The sequence below is a fragment of the Streptomyces sp. SolWspMP-5a-2 genome, assembly GCF_900091845.1.
In the GTDB taxonomy this organism is placed as follows: Bacteria; Actinomycetota; Actinomycetes; order Streptomycetales; family Streptomycetaceae; genus Streptomyces; species Streptomyces doudnae.
The window spans coordinates 1-20021 of record NZ_FMCI01000355.1 but is presented as its reverse complement, the minus strand read 5'-3'; the positions used below and the strand labels follow the sequence as shown (position 1 = coordinate 20021).

The 20021-nt window shown below is 72.6% G+C and carries 21 protein-coding genes; 9 read left to right on the top strand and 12 right to left on the bottom strand.

Translation table 11 applies throughout. The features are described from left to right. Nucleotides 1-16 precede the first annotated feature (16 nt). The 4 genes from recO to GA0115242_RS35325 are packed head-to-tail and all read left to right on the top strand — an operon-like array spanning nucleotide 17 to nucleotide 3005. Nucleotides 17-763, top strand: a complete 747-nt coding sequence (gene recO, locus GA0115242_RS35335) for a DNA repair protein RecO (protein WP_161353441.1) — start codon at nucleotides 17-19, stop codon at nucleotides 761-763. A 22-nt stretch (nucleotides 764-785) separates the two neighbouring features. After that, complete coding sequence (locus tag GA0115242_RS35330) at nucleotides 786-1634, top strand: isoprenyl transferase (protein WP_093835741.1); 849 nt, start codon at nucleotides 786-788, stop codon at nucleotides 1632-1634. Between the two features lie 40 nt (nucleotides 1635-1674). After that, the gene (locus GA0115242_RS42635) at nucleotides 1675-2028 is read left to right on the top strand and encodes a hypothetical protein (RefSeq protein ID WP_311638815.1); all 354 of its coding nucleotides are present in this window, start codon (nucleotides 1675-1677) and stop codon (nucleotides 2026-2028) included. Continuing rightward, the gene (locus tag GA0115242_RS35325; RefSeq protein WP_346014093.1) at nucleotides 1917-3005 is read left to right on the top strand and encodes a histidine-type phosphatase; all 1089 of its coding nucleotides are present in this window, start codon (nucleotides 1917-1919) and stop codon (nucleotides 3003-3005) included. Before GA0115242_RS42635 ends, GA0115242_RS35325 begins: the two co-directional genes overlap by 112 nt. A gap of 61 nt (nucleotides 3006-3066) precedes the next feature. Here GA0115242_RS35325 and GA0115242_RS35320 read toward each other — a convergent pair whose 3' ends face one another. The 4 genes from GA0115242_RS35320 to GA0115242_RS35305 form a co-directional block, all read right to left on the bottom strand. Beyond that, entirely contained in the window at nucleotides 3067-3483 is a 417-nt protein-coding gene (locus tag GA0115242_RS35320) for a Fur family transcriptional regulator (RefSeq protein WP_093835740.1), read from the bottom strand. Nucleotides 3484-3544: 61 nt separating this feature from the next. After that, the gene (locus GA0115242_RS35315) at nucleotides 3545-4447 is read right to left on the bottom strand and encodes a metal ABC transporter permease (protein ID WP_093835739.1); all 903 of its coding nucleotides are present in this window, start codon (nucleotides 4445-4447) and stop codon (nucleotides 3545-3547) included. Further along, nucleotides 4447-5214, bottom strand: a complete 768-nt coding sequence (locus tag GA0115242_RS35310) for a metal ABC transporter ATP-binding protein (RefSeq protein ID WP_093835767.1) — start codon at nucleotides 5212-5214, stop codon at nucleotides 4447-4449. Before GA0115242_RS35310 ends, GA0115242_RS35315 begins: the two co-directional genes overlap by 1 nt. A 28-nt stretch (nucleotides 5215-5242) precedes the next feature. Continuing rightward, on the bottom strand, nucleotides 5243-6211 hold the full coding sequence (locus GA0115242_RS35305) for a metal ABC transporter substrate-binding protein (RefSeq protein ID WP_093835738.1): 969 nt from the start codon (nucleotides 6209-6211) through the stop codon (nucleotides 5243-5245). 185 nt (nucleotides 6212-6396) lie between these two features. On the opposite strand from GA0115242_RS35305, the gene GA0115242_RS35300 reads away from it, so the two are divergent. Then, nucleotides 6397-7779, top strand: coding sequence for a glycine--tRNA ligase (locus GA0115242_RS35300; protein ID WP_093835737.1), 1383 nt, complete (start codon nucleotides 6397-6399; stop codon nucleotides 7777-7779). 64 nt (nucleotides 7780-7843) lie between these two features. Here the strand turns inward: GA0115242_RS35300 and GA0115242_RS35295 are convergent, their stop codons facing one another. Continuing rightward, complete coding sequence (locus GA0115242_RS35295) at nucleotides 7844-8896, bottom strand: chitinase (protein WP_093835736.1); 1053 nt, start codon at nucleotides 8894-8896, stop codon at nucleotides 7844-7846. Nucleotides 8897-9115: 219 nt separating this feature from the next. On the opposite strand from GA0115242_RS35295, the gene GA0115242_RS35290 reads away from it, so the two are divergent. Both GA0115242_RS35290 and GA0115242_RS35285 read left to right on the top strand, forming a co-directional pair. After that, nucleotides 9116-10132: an aldo/keto reductase gene (locus GA0115242_RS35290; protein WP_093835735.1), complete on the top strand. Its 1017-nt coding sequence runs from the start codon at nucleotides 9116-9118 to the stop codon at nucleotides 10130-10132. A gap of 24 nt (nucleotides 10133-10156) precedes the next feature. Continuing rightward, nucleotides 10157-10744, top strand: a complete 588-nt coding sequence (locus GA0115242_RS35285; RefSeq protein WP_093835734.1) for a TetR family transcriptional regulator — start codon at nucleotides 10157-10159, stop codon at nucleotides 10742-10744. Nucleotides 10745-10756: 12 nt separating this feature from the next. Here GA0115242_RS35285 and GA0115242_RS35280 read toward each other — a convergent pair whose 3' ends face one another. The 3 genes from GA0115242_RS35280 to GA0115242_RS35270 all read right to left on the bottom strand — a co-directional run bounded on the left by GA0115242_RS35280 (nucleotide 10757) and on the right by GA0115242_RS35270 (nucleotide 13828). Next, nucleotides 10757-11914, bottom strand: coding sequence for a serine hydrolase domain-containing protein (locus GA0115242_RS35280; protein WP_093835733.1), 1158 nt, complete (start codon nucleotides 11912-11914; stop codon nucleotides 10757-10759). Nucleotides 11915-11997: 83 nt separating this feature from the next. Then, nucleotides 11998-12207, bottom strand: a complete 210-nt coding sequence (locus GA0115242_RS35275) for a hypothetical protein (RefSeq protein WP_093835732.1) — start codon at nucleotides 12205-12207, stop codon at nucleotides 11998-12000. 193 nt (nucleotides 12208-12400) lie between these two features. Further along, complete coding sequence (locus tag GA0115242_RS35270) at nucleotides 12401-13828, bottom strand: MFS transporter (protein ID WP_093835731.1); 1428 nt, start codon at nucleotides 13826-13828, stop codon at nucleotides 12401-12403. Between the two features lie 101 nt (nucleotides 13829-13929). On the opposite strand from GA0115242_RS35270, the gene GA0115242_RS35265 reads away from it, so the two are divergent. After that, nucleotides 13930-14832, top strand: coding sequence for a helix-turn-helix transcriptional regulator (locus GA0115242_RS35265; RefSeq protein WP_093835730.1), 903 nt, complete (start codon nucleotides 13930-13932; stop codon nucleotides 14830-14832). 19 nt (nucleotides 14833-14851) lie between these two features. Here GA0115242_RS35265 and GA0115242_RS35260 read toward each other — a convergent pair whose 3' ends face one another. From GA0115242_RS35260 to GA0115242_RS35250, 3 genes are all read right to left on the bottom strand, one after another. Then, nucleotides 14852-15244: a VOC family protein gene (locus tag GA0115242_RS35260; protein ID WP_093835766.1), complete on the bottom strand. Its 393-nt coding sequence runs from the start codon at nucleotides 15242-15244 to the stop codon at nucleotides 14852-14854. Further along, nucleotides 15241-15543, bottom strand: a complete 303-nt coding sequence (locus tag GA0115242_RS35255; RefSeq protein ID WP_093835729.1) for an ArsR/SmtB family transcription factor — start codon at nucleotides 15541-15543, stop codon at nucleotides 15241-15243. Before GA0115242_RS35255 ends, GA0115242_RS35260 begins: the two co-directional genes overlap by 4 nt. Nucleotides 15544-15613: 70 nt before the next feature. After that, nucleotides 15614-17059, bottom strand: coding sequence for an MFS transporter (locus GA0115242_RS35250; protein ID WP_093835728.1), 1446 nt, complete (start codon nucleotides 17057-17059; stop codon nucleotides 15614-15616). Between the two features lie 82 nt (nucleotides 17060-17141). Between GA0115242_RS35250 and dusB the strand changes: the two genes are divergently transcribed. Continuing rightward, complete coding sequence (gene dusB, locus GA0115242_RS35245; protein ID WP_093835727.1) at nucleotides 17142-18293, top strand: tRNA dihydrouridine synthase DusB; 1152 nt, start codon at nucleotides 17142-17144, stop codon at nucleotides 18291-18293. Nucleotides 18294-18363: 70 nt separating this feature from the next. On the opposite strand, the gene GA0115242_RS35240 is transcribed toward dusB, so the two are convergent. Beyond that, nucleotides 18364-20021: CDP-alcohol phosphatidyltransferase (locus tag GA0115242_RS35240; protein WP_370672344.1), on the bottom strand; the 1658-nt coding region annotated here is incomplete at its 5' end.

Genomic DNA, 20021 nt, shown 5'->3' with positions numbered 1-20021 from the left:
GGCGAGAATGGGGCGCATGAGTCTGTTCCGCGACGACGGCATCGTGCTGCGCACCCAGAAGCTGGGCGAGGCGGACCGGATCATCACCCTGCTCACCCGCGGTCACGGCCGCATCCGCGCCGTGGCCCGGGGAGTGCGCCGCACCAAGTCGAAGTTCGGGGCCAGGCTGGAGCCGTTCTCCCACGTCGACGTGCAGTTCTTCGCGCGCGGCAGCGAGCTGGTGGGCCGCGGGCTGCCCCTGTGCACCCAGAGCGAGACCATCGCGCCCTACGGCGGCGGGATCGTCACCGACTACGCCCGCTACACCGCGGGCACCGCCATGCTGGAGACCGCCGAGCGGTTCACCGACCACGAGGGCGAACCCGCCGTCCAGCAGTACCTGTTGCTGGTCGGCGCGCTGCGCACGCTCTCCCGCGGCGAGCACGCCCCGCACCTCGTCCTGGACGCCTTCCTGCTGCGCTCCCTCGCCGTCAACGGCTACGCGCCCAGCTTCGGCGACTGCGCCCGGTGCGGCCTGGCGGGACCCAACCGGTTCTTCTCGGTGGCCGCGGGCGGCTCGGTCTGCGTCGACTGCCGGGTCCCCGGCAGCGTCGTACCCTCACCGCAGACCCTGGAACTGCTGGGGGCGCTCCTCACGGGAGACTGGGGGACCGCGGACTCCTGCGAGCCGCGGTACGTGCGGGAGGGGAGCGGGCTGGTGTCCGCCTATCTGCACTGGCACATGGAGCGCGGGCTGCGCTCGCTGCGTTACGTCGAGAAGTAAGCCAAGAGGAGACGAGAAGCACATGGCTGCAAGCGGGATTCTGGGACGCCGGCGCCGGGAGTACCGGGCGCCGGAGCCGCACCCGTCGGGAGCGCTCCCGCCGAAGCTGCCCGCGGAGCTGATCCCCCAGCATGTGGCGGTCATCATGGACGGCAACGGCCGCTGGGCGAAGGAGCGCGGCCTGCCGCGCACCGAGGGGCACAAGGTCGGCGCGGAGCGGGTCCTCGACGTCCTCCAGGGGGCGATCGAGATGGGGGTGGGCAGCATCGCGCTGTTCGCGTTCTCCACCGAGAACTGGCGCCGCTCCCCGGACGAGATCCGCTTCCTCATGAACTTCAACCGCGACTTCATCCGCAAGACCCGCGACGAGCTGAACGCGCTGGGCGTGCGGGTGCGCTGGGTGGGCCGGATGCCCAAGCTGTGGAAGTCGGTCGCCAAGGAGCTCCAGATCGCCCAGGAGCTGACCAAGGACAACGACCGCCTCACGCTCTACTTCTGCATGAACTACGGCGGTCGCGCGGAGATCGCGGACGCCGCGCGGGCCCTCGCCGAGGACGTCAAGGCGGGCCGCCTCGACCCGTCGAAGGTCAACGAGAAGACCCTCGGCAGCTACATGTACTACCCGGACATGCCGGACGTCGACCTGTTCCTGCGTCCCAGCGGCGAGCTGCGCACCTCCAACTACCTTCTCTGGCAGAGCGCGTACGCCGAGATGGTCTTCCAGGACGTGCTGTGGCCCGACTTCGACCGCCGCGACCTGTGGCGGGCCTGCATGGAGTACGCCAAGCGCGACCGCCGCTTCGGCGGGGCCGTCCCCAACGAGCAACTGCTCGCCATGGAGGCCGCGATGAAGGGCAGCAGCGCCACCTGACGGCCACCGGGGGTTCACGGCGGTCGCCGACGATCCGCCCATGAAGCGTCTCGCCCCCGCCCTCGCCCTGTGCGCCCTGCTGGTCGCGGCCCTGCCCGCGCACGCCGCCGACCAGCCCGCGCACTGGGACAGTTACGGCACCAAGGCCCCGTACGCGCCCGGCCAGAGCCCCCGCACCTACCAGGCGGCTCCGGCCGGGTACGTGCCCGTCCTGACCGAGAACGTCTCCGGCACGGCTCCCGCGCCGCCAGTGACGGCGAGGACGCCGATCTGGTCCTCGCGCTGTGGGACCGCGCCGACGCGAGCGGCCAACTCACGCGCGAGGGGAGGGAGTTCGGGATGGAGGTGCGCGCGCTGCGGGCCGCCATGGAGCGGGTCGGCTTCGGCGAGCTGAGTGGACGCGGCCGGACCGAGCTCGCGGGCACCGCGACCCGCCTCGCGCACCGGCTGCCCGCCCTCTTCGCGCAGATGGCCCGCACCGGGCAGCGGATCGACGTGGTCAGCTCGGGCCAGGGCCGCGCGGTCGACAGCGGCGACGCCTTCGCCGCCGCCCTCGCCGCCGCCGACCCCGGCCTCCGGCCGCTGATCGGCCCGACCCGCACCGACCGGGACCTGCTCTACTTCCACAAGACCGACGCCGGTGCCGCCTACCGCGACTACGTCGACAACGACCCCCGGCTCGCGGCCACCCTGGCGTCCCTCACCGACCAGCCGCGCACCCGCCGGGCGGCCACCGGCATCCTGCGCCGCCTGTTCACCGGGCCCTTCGTGGCCGGGCTCGGCGACACCGACCGGGTCGCCGCCGCGCGGGCCGTCCACAGCCTGTACGCCATCGCCCCCGCGATGAGCGAGGAGAGCCCCGGCGGCCGCGGCTGGGGCCTGGAGCGCCGGCTGCCCGCCGCGGACGCCGCCTGGTTCGGATACCTGGACGACGTCGAGGACTTCTACGAGAAGGGCCCAGGCTTCAGCGGCGACGACATCACGTACCGGATGGCCGGGGTGCTCCTCGACGACCTCTTCCGGGCGGCCGAGCAGAAGCGGGACGGCGTGGGCGACCTGGGCGCCGTGCTGCGCTTCACGCACGCCGAGGAGCTGATCCCGCTGGCCGCGCTGATGGGGCTGCCCGGCAGCACGGAGCAGGTGACCGGGAATCGCCCCTACACCTGGGCGGGCAACCCCTGGCGGGGCGCGCGGGTCGCGCCGCTGGGCGGCAACATCCAATGGGACGTGTACCGGCGCGGCGACCGGTACCTGGTGCGGATGCTGTACAACGAGCGGGAGACGCCGTTCAGGGCGGGCTGCCGTCCGGTGGCGCGGGGCAGCCTCTTCTACGACCTCGACGAGCTGCAGCGCTGCTTCGGGCGGCCCTAGGAAGCCCCGGGTGCCGCAGGGCGGACGGGACCTCTCGGGCCCGGACCCGTGGGGGAGGGGGTCAGTTGCCGCCGGCCGCGCACTCCGCGCAGGTGCCGAAGATCTCCACGGTGTGCGCCACGTTGACGTAGCCGTGCTCGGCGGCGATGGCCTCCGCCCACTTCTCGACCGCGGGGCCCTCGACCTCGACGGCCTTGCCGCAGACCCGGCAGACCAGATGGTGGTGGTGGTCGCCGGTGGAGCAGCGGCGGTAGACGGACTCGCCGTCGGAGGTGCGCAGGACGTCGACCTCGCCCGCGTCGGCGAGGTTCTGCAGGGTGCGGTAGACCGTGGTCAGGCCGACCGAGTCGCCCTTGTGCTTGAGCATGTCGTGCAGTTCCTGCGCGCTGCGGAACTCGTCGACCTCGTCGAGCGCCGCCGCCACGGCGGCACGCTGCCGGGTGGAGCGGCCCTTGACGGGGGGTCCAGCGGTCACCACGGTTGCCTCCTTCACGTCTGCGCCTGTGCCGGGCCATTGTGCCAGCCCGGCCCGGTCGCGGTCAGACGCCGATCTCGTCCGCGGCCCCCCGGCTGGCCGGAATCGCGCACTCCGCCGGATCGCCGGCGGGCCGCGCCGCCGCCGCGGCACGGGCGCGTCGCCGGGCCAGCGGCGCGGAGGCCGCGGTGAGCAGCACGAACGCGCCGATCGTCAGCAGCACGATGGTCGCGCCCGGCGGCACGTCCTGGTAGTACGAGGTGACCGTGCCGCCGATCGTCACCGTCACGCCGAGCGCCACGGCGATCGCGAAGGTCGCCGCGAAGCTGCGGGTCAGCTGCTGGGCCGCCGCGACCGGCACCACCATCAGCGCCGACACCAGCAGCAGCCCCACCACGCGCATCGCGACGGTGACCGTGACCGCCGCCGTGACGGCCGTCAGCAGGTTCAGCGCGCGCACCGGCAGCCCGGTGACCCGGGCGAACTCCTCGTCCTGGCTGACCGCGAACAACTGGCGGCGCAGCCCGAGGGTGACCAGCACCACGAATCCGGCCAGCAGGCAGATCGCCGTCACGTCGGACGACGAGACCGTCGAGAGCGAACCGAACAGGTACGACGTCAGGTTGGCGTTGGAGCCCGCCGGGGCGAGGTTGATGAACATCACGCCGCCCGCCATGCCGCCGTAGAACAGCATGGCGAGGGCGATGTCGCCGCGGGTGCGGCCGTACCAGCGGATCAGCTCCATGAGGACCGCGCCGAGCACGGAGACCGCGGTGGCCATCCAGACCGGGGAGGCGTTCAGCAGGAAGCCGAGGCCGACGCCGGTCATCGCGACGTGGCCGATGCCGTCGCCCATCAGGGCCTGGCGGCGCTGGACGAGGTAGATGCCGATGGCGGGCGCGGTGATGCCGACCAGGACGGCGGCGAGCAGCGCCCGCTGCATGAAGGCGTAGTCGAGGAGGTCCATCAGCTCAGCAGTCCCGTGCGGATCGGCCCGGCGCCCGCGGGGGCGTGCGGGTGGACGTGGTCGTGGCCGGGCAGGGCGTGCTGCCCGACCGCGCGCGGCGGCGGTCCGTCGTGCAGGACGCAGCCGTCGCGCAGGACGACCGCCCGGTCGATCAGGGGCTCCAGGGGGCCCAGTTCGTGCAGCACGACCAGGACGGTGGTGCCCGCGGCGACCTGGTCGCGGAGGGTGTCGGCGAGCACCTGCTGGCTGACCAGGTCGACGCCCGCCATCGGCTCGTCCATGATCAGCACCTCGGGTTCGGAAGCGAGCGCGCGGGCGATCAGCACCCGCTGGTGCTGGCCGCCGGAGAGGGCGTCCACGGAGTCCTTGGCCCGGTCCGCCATGCCGACCAGGTCGAGGGCCCGGCGGACGGCCGCGTGGTCCGCCCCGCGCAGCACGCCGAAGCGGGCCCTGGAGAGCCGTCCGGAGGAGACGATCTCGGTGACGGTGGCCGGTACCCCGCCCGCCGCGGTGGTGCGCTGCGGCACGTACCCGACCCGCGCCCACTGCCTGAACCGCGCCCGCGGCGTCCCGAACAGCTCGATGGAGCCGCCGCTCAGCGGCACCTGGCCGATGATCGTGCGGATCGCGGTCGACTTGCCCGAGCCGTTGGCGCCGAGCAGCGCGACGACCTCACCGCGGCGCACGGTGAGGTCGACGCCGCGCAGGACGGGGCGCGAACCCAGCTCGGCACCCACGCCGCGCAGTGATATGACGGGCTCGCCCATGACGTCCTCCGTGTCGGTCACCGGTCGGTCACTTGCTCCCCAGGGCCGTCCGGAGGGCCTTGAGGTTGGCTTCCTGGACCGCGAAGTAGTCCTTGCCGCGGGACTTGCCCTCGACGATGCCCTCGATGGGGTCGAGGACGTCGGTCTTGAGGCCCGCGTCCCCGGCGATGGTCTTCGCGGTCTTGTCGCTGACGAGCGTCTCGTAGAACACGGTGCTGACGCCGTCCGCCTTCGCCATCTTCTCAAGCGCCCTGACGCGGGCGCCGCTGGGCTCGGAGTCGGGGTCGAGGCCGCTGATGGCCTCCTCGGTCAGACCGTACCGCTCGGCGAGGTAGCCGAAGGCGGCGTGTGTGGTGATGAACACCTTCGTGCGGGTGTCCGCGAGCCCGTCCTCGAACTTCGTGTTCAGGTCGTCGAGCCTGCCGACCAGCGCCGCGGTGTTCTTCTTGTAGTCGGCCGCGTGGTCCGGGTCGGCCTTCTCGAAGGCCTTGCCGACGCCCTCGGCGACCTGGGCGTAGCGCACCGGGTCGAGCCAGATGTGGGGGTCGAGCCCGGCCGACTCCTCGTCGGCGTGGTCGTCGTGCTCGGCCGCGTGGCCGCCGACCTCGTTGCCGTGCTTCTCCAGGGTGGTGAGCGAGGCGGCGTCGATCTTCGTTCTGACCTGGGACCCGGCCACCGTCTTGTCGACCGCGGGCTGGAGGTTCTTCAGGTAGAGCACCGCGTCGGCCTTCTCCACCTGCACGATCTGCTGGGCGCTGAGCTCCAGGTCGTGGGGTTCCTGGCCGGGCTGGGTGAGGCTGCTGACGTGGACGTGCGCGCCGCCGATCTGCTCGGCGAGGAAGGCCATCGGGTAGAAGGACGCGACGACGTCGATCCTCCCGGAGTCGTCGCCGCCGCCGGCGGCGGCGTCCCCCGAGCAGGCGGAGAGGGTGGCGAGACCGAGGGTGGTGGCCGCGGTGGCCGCCAGCGTGGATATGAGGCGTCGTCGTACGTTCATGACAGTCATTTTCAACAAAAGTGGAAACGGTTGTCAACAAGCCTGCCGAACACCGGGCCGAACGCCCCGCGGATCGAACCGGAGACCGAACCGATTTGATTGAGGGGCAGGCACCGCCGGTAATCTGAAGCATTCGCTCTGAAGCAACTCGCTTCGTCGCCCGTCGTCGTAATGAAGAGAGCACCGTGGCCGCCGACAAGATCGACACCATCGTCAGCCTGAGCAAGCGCCGTGGCTTCGTATTCCCCTGCAGTGAGATCTACGGCGGCCAGCGTGCCGCCTGGGACTACGGACCCCTGGGTGTCGAGCTCAAGGAGAACCTGAAGCGCCAGTGGTGGCGCTACATGGTGACGTCGCGCGAGGACGTGGTCGGTATCGACTCGTCCGTCATCCTGGCCCCCGAGGTCTGGGTCGCCTCCGGCCATGTCGCCACCTTCTCGGACCCGCTGACCGAGTGCACCGCGTGCCACAAGCGGTTCCGCGCGGACCACCTGGAAGAGGCGTACGAGGCCAAGCACCACCGCCTCCCGGAGAACGGCCTGGCCGACGTCAACTGCCCCAACTGCGGCAACAAGGGCCAGTTCACCGAGCCCAAGCAGTTCTCCGGACTGCTCTCCACCCACCTCGGCCCGACGCAGGACACCGGCTCCGTCGCCTACCTGCGCCCCGAGACCGCGCAGGGCATCTTCACCAACTTCGGTCAGGTGCAGACCACTTCGCGCCGCAAGCCGCCGTTCGGCATCGCCCAGATGGGCAAGTCCTTCCGCAACGAGATCACGCCCGGCAACTTCATCTTCCGCACCCGCGAGTTCGAGCAGATGGAGATGGAGTTCTTCGTCAAGCCGGGCGAGGACGAGACGTGGCAGGAGTACTGGATGGAGCAGCGCTGGAACTGGTACACCGGCCTGGGCCTGCGCGAGGAGAACATGCGGTGGTACGAGCACCCGAAGGAGAAGCTCTCCCACTACTCCAAGCGCACCGCCGACATCGAGTACCGCTTCCAGTTCGGCGGCAGCGAGTGGGGTGAGCTGGAGGGCGTCGCCAACCGCACCGACTACGACCTCGGCGCCCACTCCAAGGCCAGCGGCCAGGACCTCTCCTACTTCGACCAGGAGGCCGGCGAGCGCTGGACGCCGTACGTCATCGAGCCGGCCGCCGGTGTCGGCCGCGCGATGCTCGCGTTCCTGCTGGACGCCTACATCGAGGACGAGGCGCCCAACGCCAAGGGCAAGCTGGAGAAGCGCACGGTGCTGCGCCTCGACCACCGGCTGGCCCCGGTGAAGGTCGCGGTGCTGCCGCTGTCCCGCAACCCGGAGCTGTCCCCGAAGGCCAAGGGCCTGGCTCAGGCGCTGCGGCAGAACTGGAACATCGAGTTCGACGACGCGGGCGCGATCGGCCGCCGCTACCGCCGCCAGGACGAGATCGGCACGCCGTACTGCGTCACCGTCGACTTCGACACCCTCGAGGACAACGCGGTGACGGTCCGCGAGCGCGACACCATGAAGCAGGAGCGCGTCTCGCTCGACCAGATCGAGGGCTACCTGGCCGGCCGCCTCATCGGCAGCTGACCCACGCCCCGCGGACGCCCGCGGCCCGCCGGTCCTCCCGGCGGGCCGCGGGCGTCCTGCCGTCTCAACGGCCCTGCAGCGCCCTGACGTTGTCGCCGAAGGTCCAGTTCTTCGAGCCGTCCCAGTTGACCGACCACGTCATCAGGCCCTTGAGCGAGGTCCCGTAGCCGCGCCACGCCTGCGCGACCAGGGACGGCGCCATGTACCCGCCGCCCGCGCCGGACTGGGCGGGCAGGCCCGGCACCTGCTTGTCGTAGGGCACCTTCACCGTCGTCCCCTGGATCACCAGGCCCTTGTTCAGGCAGTCCGTCTGGGCGGTGAATCCGGCCACCGTGCCCGCGGCGTACGAGTCGCCCGCGCAGCCGTACATGCTGCCGTTGTAGTACTGCATGTTGAGCCACCACAGGCGGCCGTTGTCCGCGTACTTCTTGATGATCGGCAGGTACGCGCCCCAGATCGAGCCGTAGGTGACGCTGCCGCCGGTGACGTACGCCGTCTCCGGGGCCATGGTCAGCCCGAACCCGGCCGGCATCTGCGCCAGCACCCCGTCGATGATGCGGACCAGGTTGGCCTGGGACGTGGAGAGCTGCGCGATGTTCCCGCTGCCGGTGAGGCCGGTCTCGATGTCGATATCGATGCCGTCGAAGTTGTACTTCTTCAGGATCGGGACGATCGTCGCCACGAACCTGTCCGCGACGGCGGTGGAGTTGAGGTCGATGCCCGCGGTCGCCCCGCCGATGGAGAGCAGGATCGTCTGCCCGGCCGCCTTGGCCGCGCACATCTCGGCGGGGGTGGCCACCTTCACGCCGGTGTCCATGCCGTCCTGCCAGAGCGCGGTGCCGTCGGAGCGGATGACGGGGAAGGCCGCGTTGAGCACGTTGTAGCCGTGCGCGGCGATCCGGGAGTCGGTGATCGGGGTCCAGCCGAAGGGCGGGTGGACGCCGTTGGCGGAGCCGTCCCAGTTCTCCCAGTAGCCCTGGAGGACCTTTCCGGCCGGGCGGGACTTCAGCGCGCAGGTGTCGGCCGCGCTCGCGGTGGGGGCGGCGGCGATCGCCAGCGGGGCGAGGACGGCCGTGGTCAGCGCGGCGGTGAGCAGGCGCAACGTGCGGCGGAGCATGCGGGGCCTCCCGGTGGGGTCGGGGTGGAGCGCACGGATGTCGTAGGCATGACAGTGCTCGTGGTCCAGACCTTTCGTCAAGAGGTCTGGACCAACCCTGGGGGAGGGGGTCGGGTGAAGGGGGCCGGTCGACGGCCGGCGGAGGGGACCGTCCGACGGCTAACGAATAACGACTGACAGATGTTGAAATCTGTCAGTCGTCATGTCACTCTTGGTCCCATGACGACGCAACCCCACACGCACACCCGTCCGCTCGGCGCCACCGGCCCCCAGGTCTTCCCCCTCGGCCTCGGCTGCATGGCGATGTCCTCGATGTACGGCGAGGCCGACCGCACCGAGGCGATCGCCACCGTCCACGCGGCGCTGGAGGCGGGCGTCACCCTGCTCGACACCGGCGACTTCTACGCCATGGGCCACAACGAGCTGCTGGTCGGCGAGGCGCTGCGCACCGCGCCCGCGGCCCGCCGCGAACAGGCCCTGGTCAGCGTGAAGTTCGGCGCCCTGCGCGCCCCCGACGGCTCCTGGGCCGGCCAGGACGGCCGTCCCGCCGCCGTGAAGAACTTCGCCGCCTACTCCCTCCAGCGCCTCGGCGTCGACCACATCGACGTCTACCGCATCGCCCGCCTCGACCCGGACGTCCCGATCGAGGAGACCGTCGGCGCCATCGCCGAACTGATCGAGCAGGGCTACGTCCGGCACGTCGGCCTCAGCGAGGTGGGCGCCGACACGCTCCGCCGGGCCGCCGCCACCGCGCCGATCACCGACCTCCAGTTCGAGTACTCGCTGCTCTCCCGGAGCATCGAGGCCGAGATCCTGCCCACCGCCCGCGAACTGGGCATCGCCGTCACCGCGTACGGCGTCCTGAGCCGGGGTCTGATCTCCGGCCACTACACCGCCGACCGGCAGCTCGCGCAGAGCGACTTCCGGTCCCACTCGCCGCGCTTCCAGGGCGACAACCTCCACCACAACCTCGGCCTGGTGGAGGCCCTGCGCAAGATCGCCGACGACAAGGGCGTCACCGTCGCCCAGATCGCCACCGCCTGGGTCCTCTCCCGCGGCACCGACATCGTGCCGCTGGTCGGCGCCCGCACCCGGGAGCGGCTGACCGAGTCCCTCGGCGCCCTGGACGTCACCCTGGACGCGGCCGACCTCGCGGCGATCGAGGAGGCCGTACCGGCCGGCGCGGCGGCGGGCGAGCGCTACCCGGCGCCCCAGATGGCCCACGTCGAGCGCTGACGTGCGCCCGGTACCGTCTCCGTCATGACCCCGAGTTCTCCGCCCCTGACCGCCGAGCGCATCCTCGAAGCGACCGAGGAGGTGCTGCGCCGCCACGGACCCGCCAAGGCCACCGTGGTCGACGTGGCGCGCGCGCTCGGCGTCAGCCACGGCAGCGTCTACCGGCACTTCGGGACCAAGACGGCGCTGCGGGAGGCCGTGACCAAGCGGTGGCTCGACCGCACCACGGACGAGCTGGCCGTGATCACCGCGGCCGGGGCGGACCCGGCGACCCGGCTGCGCGACTGGCTGGCCACCCTCTTCACGGCCAAGCGCCGCAAGGCGGGCGCCGACCCGGAACTCTTCGCCACCTACCGGGAACTGGTCACGCTCAGCGGGGACGTGGTCGACGCCCACCTCGTCGAACTCACCGACCAGCTCACCGAGATCGTCCGCGAGGGCGTCGCGCGCGGGGCCTTCGCGTCGGCGGACCCGGCCGTCACCGCGACCGCCCTCTTCCAGGCGACCGGCCGCTTCCACGACCCCGAGTACGCGGCGGAGTGGGAGAAGCCGGGCGCCCAGGGCGACTTCGACGCGCTGGTCGACCTGCTGGTGCGCGGCCTGCGGGTGTGAGGGACTCCCCGGTCAGCCCCGGCGCTCGCCGAGGGTCGCCGACCAGAAGGCCCGCATCAGCGGCGGCGGCGTCGGCCCGGTCATCGCGACCTGGGTGAGCAGCACCGTGACGGTGGCGGTCGACGGGACGACATGGGCCGCCGTCCCCGAGCCGCCGACCCAGCCGTACCGGCCGGGGACGTTCCACGGGTCGACGGCCGCGACGTCCACCTGGCCGCCGTAGCCCCAGCCCTGGCCCTCCAGGAAGAGGGTGGAGGCGTCGCGCTGGGCGGCCGTGAGGTGGTCGGTGGTCATCCGGCGCACCGACGCGGGCGACAGCACCCGGCCGCCGTCCGGCGCGGCCCCGTCGGCCAGCAGCATCCGGCCGAACGCCAGCAGGTCGTCCGCCGTCGAGACGAGGCCGCCCGCCCCGGACGCGAAGGCCGGGGGACGGCTGAAGCCGCCGTCCGGGGTGTCCGCCTGCCGCAGCACGCCCGGCCCCTCCGGGGTGTACGAGGTGGTGAACCGCCCGCGCTTCGCCTCCGGCACCTCGAACGCGGTGTCCCCCATGCCCAGCGGCCCCAGGACCCGCTCGGCGAGGAAGCCGGGGAACGTCCGGCCCGAGGCGCGGGCCACCAGGATGCCCTGGAGGTCGGAGCCGGTGTTGTACAGCCAGGCGTCGCCCGGCTGGCTCAGCATCGGGATGCGGGCCAGCCGGGTCAGCCACACCTCCGGGTCCGGCAGGAGGTACGGGGCGAGCCCGTCGCGGTGCAGGTCGAGCAGCGGCCGCGCGGCGGGCAGCGAGAAGTCCGCCGGGAACCCCCAGCCCGCCCGGAACGTCAGCAGGTCCTCGACGGTGACCGGGCGCGCCGCCGGGACGATGTCGTCCAGCGGGCTGTGCGGGGTGCGCACCACGACCGGCCCGCCCAGTTCGGGCAGCCACTCGGCGACCGGGGCGTCCAGGGCGAGGACGCCGTCCTCCACCAGGGCCAGCACCGCCGCCGCCGTGACCGGCTTGGTCACCGAGGCGATCCGGAAGATCGAGTCGCGGGCCATCGGGGCGCCGCCGCCGGTGTCGGCGCTGCCCACGGCCACCGCCTCGACGTCCGTGCCGTGCGCGACCAGGCCGACGGCGCCCGGCACCGTGCCGTCGTCGACGTACCGGCGCAGGGTGTCGTGCAGAGTGCTCATGGCGGGACCTTCCGGGGTCGGGTTCGTCGTACGGGATACGACTCCCCGCGCCCGTGGAAGTCATCGCGCCCGCGAGCGCCCTGTCACTCCTGTGCCGCCGGGTCCACCGTCGCCCGGTGCTCCTCGGCGAGGTGCTCCTGGGCCTTCAGCCAGGGCAGGAACTGCGCCTTCTGCTGCCAGCCGCAGGTGTCGCAGCGGATCGTGCGCTGCGCGCCCTTGCTCCGCACCTGGACGACGTGTTCGCGTCCGTGCCGGTCCCAGCGGCTCACCTTGCTCGTGTTGATCTCCGACATGATGAATCGCCTCCGGCCAGGAGTGTGCAGCATGACCGGGGCCAACGGGGAATCCTTCACGCCGAGTTGGGCAATCCGTTAGCGACCGTCGCGCTGCGTCGCCACCGGTCGCGCTGTGTCGCCGCCCGGCGGGGGAGGCGAAGTCCGCGGCTACCGGCCGGAGTTCGGCCCCGCCGCCCCCCCTCGCCGGTGCTCACACGGTTCTGCGGGGCAGCCGCAGGCCGAGCAGACCCGTCAGCACCACCCCCGCCAACTGCACGAGCAGCGTGGCCACCAGGGCGTCCCGCATGCCCCAGTGCGCGGTCAGGGAGAGGAAGAGGGTGCCGAGCGTGGCCACCCCGAGGGCCAGCGCCGACTGCTGGGTCGTCACCAGCACCCCGCCGCCGACCCCGGCCCGCGCCGACGGCACCTCGGACAGCACCACCCGCATCAGGACCGGCAGTTGCAGCGCCTGCCCCGCACCGGCGATCGCCGCGCCCGGCAGCAGCGCGACCGGGCCGAGGTCCGGCCAGACCCGCCACGCGGTCAGCGCCAGCACGGCCACCCCGAGGCCCTGCGTCACCGCGCCCACGACCACCACCCGGGTGCCGTACCGGGCGACCAGGCGCGGCCCGGCCAGCGACATCGCGAAGAAGGCGGCCGCCATCGGGACGAGCGCGAGCCCGGCGGGGACGGGGCCGAGGCCCGCGCCCTGCTGGAGCGCCACCGCGATCACGAACATGAACCCGCTGAACCCGATCGAGAACGGCACGATCATCACCAGGCCGCGCCGCAGCGAGGTCAGCGCGAACAGGCCGGGCGGCACCAGCGGGGTGCGCCCCAGCCGGTCGGCCCGCCGCTCCACGGCGAGGAAGGCCCAGGCGGCGAACGGGAACGCGGCCAGCGACAGCCACGTCCACAGCGGCCAGCCCGCGGCCCGGCCCTCGGTGAGCGGGGCGAGCAGCGTCAGCAGCGACACCGCGAGCAGCGCGGTGCCGGGTCCGTCGACCGGCTCCGGGTGCGCGGAGCGGGTCTCGGGGACGGTGCGCGGCGCCAGGAACAGCCCGGCGACGACGACCGGCACGTTCACCAGGAAGACCGCGCGCCAGCCGGAGCCCGCGATGTCCGCGGCGACCAGGACCCCGCCGAGGATCTGCCCGGCGACCATGGACAGGCCCGCGGTGGCCCCGTACAGGCCCATCGCGCGCGCCCGGCGCGGCCCGGCGGTCGCCGACTGGATGGTGGCGAGGACCTGCGGCACCATCAGCGCGGCGGCGGCGCCCTGCGCGACCCGGGCGGCCACCAGCGTCCCGGCGCTCGGCGCGAGTCCGCAGGCCAGCGAGGTCACGCCGAAGGCGGCCATGCCGCCGAGGAAGAGCCGCCGCCGTCCGAACAGGTCGCCGAGGCGGCCGCCGGGCACCAGCAGCACCGCGTACGCGAGCCCGTACCCGGCGACGACCAGTTCCAGGACGGCGTCGCCCGCGTGCAGGTCGCGGGCCATGGTGGGCAGGGCGACGTTGACGATGAAGAAGTCCACGAGGGGCAGTGCCGCGGCCAGCAGCACGGTGAACAGTCCGAGCCCGCCGAGCGCGGGCGGCGCCGACGGGGAGCGGACGGGGTGCGAGGTGAGTGTTTCGGTCACACCACCGAGCCTGCGACCGGTCCGAGACGGGTACCAGAGTCTCTTCATCCTGGTAGCGGCACTACCTGGAAACAGGCTGCGGGGTGCGGCACCCTGGAGTCATGACGACGACGGCCCCCACCCCGGTCCGCGCGCCCGCGAGGGACGCCGAGGGACCCGTGCGGCGGCACGAGCTGGCCGCCTTCCTGCGCCACCGCCGCGAGCACATCAGCCCCGAGCGGGTAGGCCTGGTCCGCGGCCCGCGCCGCCGGACGCCCGGTCTGCGCCGCGAGGAGGTCGCCCAGCTCTCGGCGGTCGGCGTCACCTGGTACACGTGGTTGGAGCAGGCGCGGGACATCCAGGTCTCGGGACAGGTCCTCGACGCCCTGGCCCGCACCCTGCTCCTGGACCCCGGCGAGCGGGCCCACCTCTTCCGCCTGGCCGACGCGACCGATCCGACACCGGCCACCGCCTGCCCGTCGATCACCCCGGCGCTGCGGGCCGTGCTGGCGGGTCTCGAACCGAATCCGGCCTGTGTGCAGAACAGCCGCTACGACATCCTGGCCCACAACCGCACCTACGGGCTGCTCCTCGGCGACCTGGACGCGGTGCCGCCCGAGGACCGCAACTGCATGATCCTGTCCTACACCGACTCGGAGTGGCGCTCCTCGATCGTGCACCTGGAGGAGACGCAGCGGCTGATGGCCGCCCGGCTGCGCGCCACGATGGCCGGTCATCTCGCCGACCCGGCCTGGAAGGCGCTCCTGAAGCGGCTGACGGCGGAGTCCGCGGAGTTCCGGGCGGCCTGGGACCGGCACGAGGTGGTCGCGACCCGCGGCAAGCGCAAGGAGTTCCGCAACCGCCTGGTGGGCCGGGTGACGGTGGACCACTCGGACTTCTTCCTCGGCCCCGAGCAGGGCCCCCGCATGATCACCTACACCCCGGCGGACGAGGAGTCCCGCGAGCGCCTGGAGAGGCTGCACGCCATCGCGGTGGAGCGCGAGCACGCCGGACGCGGGCGCTGAGGGCCCGCCGCGCCGGGGGTCAGCGCGGCCGGGAGGCGAGCTGGATCAGGTTGCCGCAGGTGTCGTCTAGGACGGCGGTGGTGACCGGGCCCATCTCCAGCGGCTCCTGGGTGAAGCGGACGCCGAGGGCGCGCAGGCGCTCGTACTCCGCCGGCACGTCGTCGACGGTGAACTGGGCGAGCGGGACGCCGTCGGCGACGAGCGCGTCGCGGTAGGTCCTGGCGGCCGGGTGGCCCAGGGGCTCCAGGAGGAGTTCGGTGCCGTCGGGCTCCTCGGGCGAGACGACGGTGAGCCACCGGTCCTGCCCGCCCACCGGCACGTCGTGCTTCTTGGTGAAGCCGAGGATCTCGGTGTAGAAGCGCAGGGCCTCGGTCTGGTCGTCGACGAAGACGTTGGTCAGCTGGATCTTCATGGGGTGCTCTCCGGTCGGGACGGTGCGGGCGGCGGCGGCCACCGTTCGGTGATCTGCCGCAGCGGTGCCGTGTTCAGGGTGTGGAACTTGTAGCGCCCCTCCCGCCGCGTGTCGACCAGCCCCGCCGCCTCCAGCACGGCGAGGTGCTGGGAGACCCCCTGACGGGAGAGGGAGAGCCGGTGCCCCATGGCCAGCCGCGAGCAGATCTCGAACAGGGTCTGCCCGGAGCGGGCCGCGAGTTCGTCGAGGATGGCGCGGCGCGTGGGGTCGGCCAGCGCCTTGAAGAGGTCTTCGGCCACGCCCCCAGCATAGGCAAGCGGCGACTTGCCTATCAAGGGGTGAAGGGCCGCCAGGGGGCTCCCGCCCGGCTCAGACCTTGACGCCCGCCGCCTCGCCGACCTCCGCCGACTCCAGCCGCGCCGCCGTCCGCTCGGCGGTGCCCCGGGCCCAGCGTCCGCTGCTCAGCGCGCCGAGCACCAGGACCGCCGCCCCGCAGCCGACGAGGATCCACCAGCCGGGGGCCGCCGCCGTCACGAAGGTGTCCTTGAACGAGGACGTGCCGACGCCCGACGCCAGCACCGCGCCGATCACCGCGACGCCGAGCGTCTGCCCGAGCTGGCGGCTGGTGGAGGCGACCGCCGCCGCGACGCCCGCCTGGGCCCTCGGCATCCCGGAGACCGCCGTGTTGGTGATCGGCGCGTTCACGAACCCGAACCCGACGCCGAACAGCACGTACCCGACGACCAGCAGCGTGTCGTGGGTCTCCGCGTCGAACGCGGCGAACAGCAGCGCGCTCGCCGTCATCGCGGTGCCCGCGATCAGCAGCGAGGGGCGCGGGCCGCGGCTGCCGATCAGCCGCCCGGAGACCGGCGCGAACAGGAACGTCGGCAGCGCCAGCGGGATCATCCACAGACCGGCGTGCAGGGCGTCGAGGCCCCGGACGTTCTGGAGGTACAGCGTGGAAAGGAAGAGGAAGCCGCCGAGCGCGGCGAAGGCGCTGACGGCTATCACGGTGGCGCCGCTGAACGGGACCGAGTGGAAGAAGCGCAGGTCGATGAGGGGCTCGTCGCGCCGGGGCTCGTACCGGAGGAGAGCGGCCAGGGCCGCCGCGGCGACGATCGCGAACGGCAGGACCGTCGGCAGGCCGCGGGTCGGGGCCTCGATGATCGCGTAGGTGAGCGATCCGAACAGTGCGATCACCAGCACCTGGCCGACCGGGTCGGGGCGCCGGGCCCTGGGGGCGCGGGACTCGGGGACGAAGCGCAGGGTCAGCAGCAGGGCGACGAGGGCGACCGGCAGGTTGATCCAGAAGATCGAGCGCCAGCCGACGGAGTCGACCAGCACCCCGCCGACCAGCGGGCCCGCCGCCATGGATATGCCGACCACCGCGCCCCAGACACCGATCGCCCTGGCCCGCTCGCGCGGGTCGGTGAAGGTGTTGGTGATGATCGACATGGCGACCGGGTTGAGCATCGAGCCGCCGACCGCCTGGATCATCCGGAAGGCGATCAGCGCGTCCAGGTTCGGGGCGAGCGAGCACAGCAGCGAGCCGACGCCGAAGACGACCAGGCCCGCCATGAAGACCCGCCTGCGGCCGATCCGGTCGGCGGTGGAGCCCGCGAGCATCAGCAGCGAGGCCAGGACCAGGGTGTACGCGTCGATCGTCCACTGCAGCCCCGACGTGCTGGCGTGCAGTTCCTTCTGCATCGCGGGGAGGGCGACGTTCAGGACGGTGACGTCGAGGCTGACGATCAGCAGGCTCATGCAGCAGATGGCGAGAACCAGCATGCGGCGGCGCGCGGTGAGCTCGGGCATATGGGCCATCGTACGCCCATGTCGATAGTGCGTCTAACTAATGACTGATACATGGTCCTGGCCGGTGCGTCACAATGGGGCCATGCCCGAGCCCGTGTCCCCCTTGCAGATCGGCCCGCACACCGTGTGGCCGCCCGTCGTCCTGGCCCCGATGGCCGGGATCACCAACGCGCCGTTCCGGACGCTGTGCCGGGAGTTCAGCGGCGGCAAGGGCCTCTTCGTGAGCGAGATGATCACGACGAGGGCGCTGGTCGAGCGCAACGACAAGACGATGCAGCTGATCCACTTCGACGCGACCGAGAAGCCCCGCTCGATCCAGCTCTACGGCGTCGACCCGGCCGTCGTCGGCAAGGCCGTCCGCATGATCGCCGACGAGGGCCTCGCCGACCACATCGACCTCAACTTCGGCTGCCCGGTCCCCAAGGTCACCCGCAAGGGCGGCGGCTCCGCCCTGCCCTACAAGCGCCCCCTGCTCCGCGCCATCCTGCGCGAGGCCGTCGCCGGGGCGGGCGACCTGCCGGTCACCATGAAGATGCGCAAGGGCATCGACGACGACCACACCACCTACCTCGACGCCGGCCGGATCGCCGTCGAGGAGGGCGTGACCGCGATCGCCCTGCACGGCCGCACCGCCGCCCAGCACTACGGCGGCACCGCCGACTGGGACGCCATCGCCCGCCTCAAGGAGCACGTGCCGGAGATCCCGGTCCTCGGCAACGGCGACATCTGGTCCGCCGAGGACGCGCTGCGGATGGTCCGCGAGACCGGCTGCGACGGCGTCGTCGTCGGCCGCGGCTGCCTCGGGCGGCCGTGGCTCTTCGCCGACCTCGTCGCCGCCTTCGAGGGCCGCGCCGCCGCACCGGGCGCCCTCGCCAGGCCCACGCTGCGCCAGGTCGCCGACGTCATGGTCCGGCACGCCGCCCTGCTCGGCGAGTGGATCGGCGACGAGTCCCGGGGCGTCATCGACTTCCGCAAGCACGTCGCCTGGTACCTCAAGGGCTTCGCGGTCGGCTCCCAGATGCGCGGCCGCCTCGCGATCACCTCGTCCCTCGCCGAACTCCGCGCCGGGCTCGACGAACTCGAACTCGACCAGCCCTGGCCCAGCGGCGCCGACGGCCCCCGCGGACGCACCTCGGGCAACAACCGGGTGGTGCTGCCCGACGGCTGGCTGAAGGACCCCTACGACTGCGCGGGCGTCACCGAGGAAGCGGAGCTGGACACCTCCGGCGGCTGACCCGGCCGCCCCGGGACGCTGACCCGGCCGCCCCGGGACGCGTGTCGCCCGGGGGAGGTCCGTCCCGGGCTCAGCCCTTCCTGGGGTGCGGGGTGGACCCGTACGCCGTCAGGAAGCGGTCGCGGAACGCGCTCATCTTCCACACCGGGGCGTCGTGCGCCGGACGCAGACCGTCGCTCCACCCCCAACCGGCCACCTTCTGAAGGACCTTGGGGTCCTTGGCGACGATCGACACCGGGACGTCCCGGCTGGCGTTCTCCCCGCTCACCCGGGCGATCGGCTGATGGTCGCCGAGGAAGACGAGGACGGTGTCGTCGGTCCCGTACCGCTGGAGCCACTGCGTCAGCGCGGTCACCGAGTACTGGATCGACCTGCCGTACTCCGCACGGGACCTGGGCTCGCTGGTGATGATGTCCGAGGCCCGGTTCCCGGCCTTCTCGATCCCCTCGAAGACCGAGCCGTCGCCGATCTCGTCCCAGTCGACCATCTTCGGGATCGGCGCCCACGGCTGGTGACTGGAGGTCAGGATCACCTCCGACATCAGCGGCCGGTCCCGCTTCCTGCCGTGCTCCAGCCGCTGGAAGGCTTCGAGGGCGTACTGGTCCGGCATCGTCGACCAGCTGAACTTCGGCCCCTTGTACCCCAGTTGGAAGGCGTTGCGGACCGTGTCCAGACCGTAGAACTTCTGCTCGGGCCACGCCTTCTGCACCCCGGGCATCACACCGACGGTGTCCCAGTCGCCGGTCCTGCGGAACGCCTCCGTCAGGCTCATCCGGTCGCTCGCCATCACCGTGCGGTACCGCTGCTGGTTGTCGATCCACAGCCCCGACAGGGTCGTCGAGTGCCCCAGCCAGCTGCTGCCGCCGTACGTCGCCGACGTCAGCCAGCCGCTCTTCGCGTGGAAGCCGGACTTCGCCAGCGCCTCGGTGCGGGCGGCCAGCGTGCGGTCCACGCCCGGCGCCATGACCGGGTCCTCGATCGCGCTGCGCCCGTAGCTCTCGATGAAGGTGAAGATCATGTCCTTGCCGCGCAGGTCAGGCACCAGCTGGCTGCCCGGGGTGTCCCCGAACGCGTCGACCCGGGCGACCTTGCGGAAGTCCGCCTCGTCGCGCAGCGTGTCCTGCACCCGGCGGGCCTGGATCGCCAGCGCCGACGCCGTCCGGTCGGCGGCGATCGGCACCCCGGAGACCTGCAGGCCCAGCGCCGAGCAGAGCAGCCAGGCGACGGCGGCGATCAGCGTGCCCCGGGTCGCCGGGCGCCGGTGCCGGGCGAGCAGGTGCGCCAGCCGGACCGTCGCCAGCGCCGTCACCGTCAGCAGCAGCAGGATCAGCACCACCACGCCGACCGTCGCGCCGACCGCCGCCGCCCGCCCCATCGCGTCCCGCACGTACGCCTGCGCGTCCGGCAGCAGACCCCAGTCGAGCACCAGGTTGAACGGCCGGCCGAGGTACTCCCCGAACCCCATGTCCAGCAGGTTCAGGGCCGTCATCGCGCCCAGCGCCGCCCCGGCCACCGCCGCCACCACCTGGCGCGGGCGCCGCGGCAGCACCATCACCAGCGCGGCCCCGAGGATCGCCTCCATCGGCAGCCGGGTGAACCGGTCGGGCCGGATCGCGCCCGCCCGGTCCGGCAGCAGCAGCGCCGTCAGGACGAGGGCGGCGGCGAGCGCCGTGACCGTCCACCGCAGCCACCGCGCGGCACCGGGACGCTCCTGCCGCCAGCGCTCCA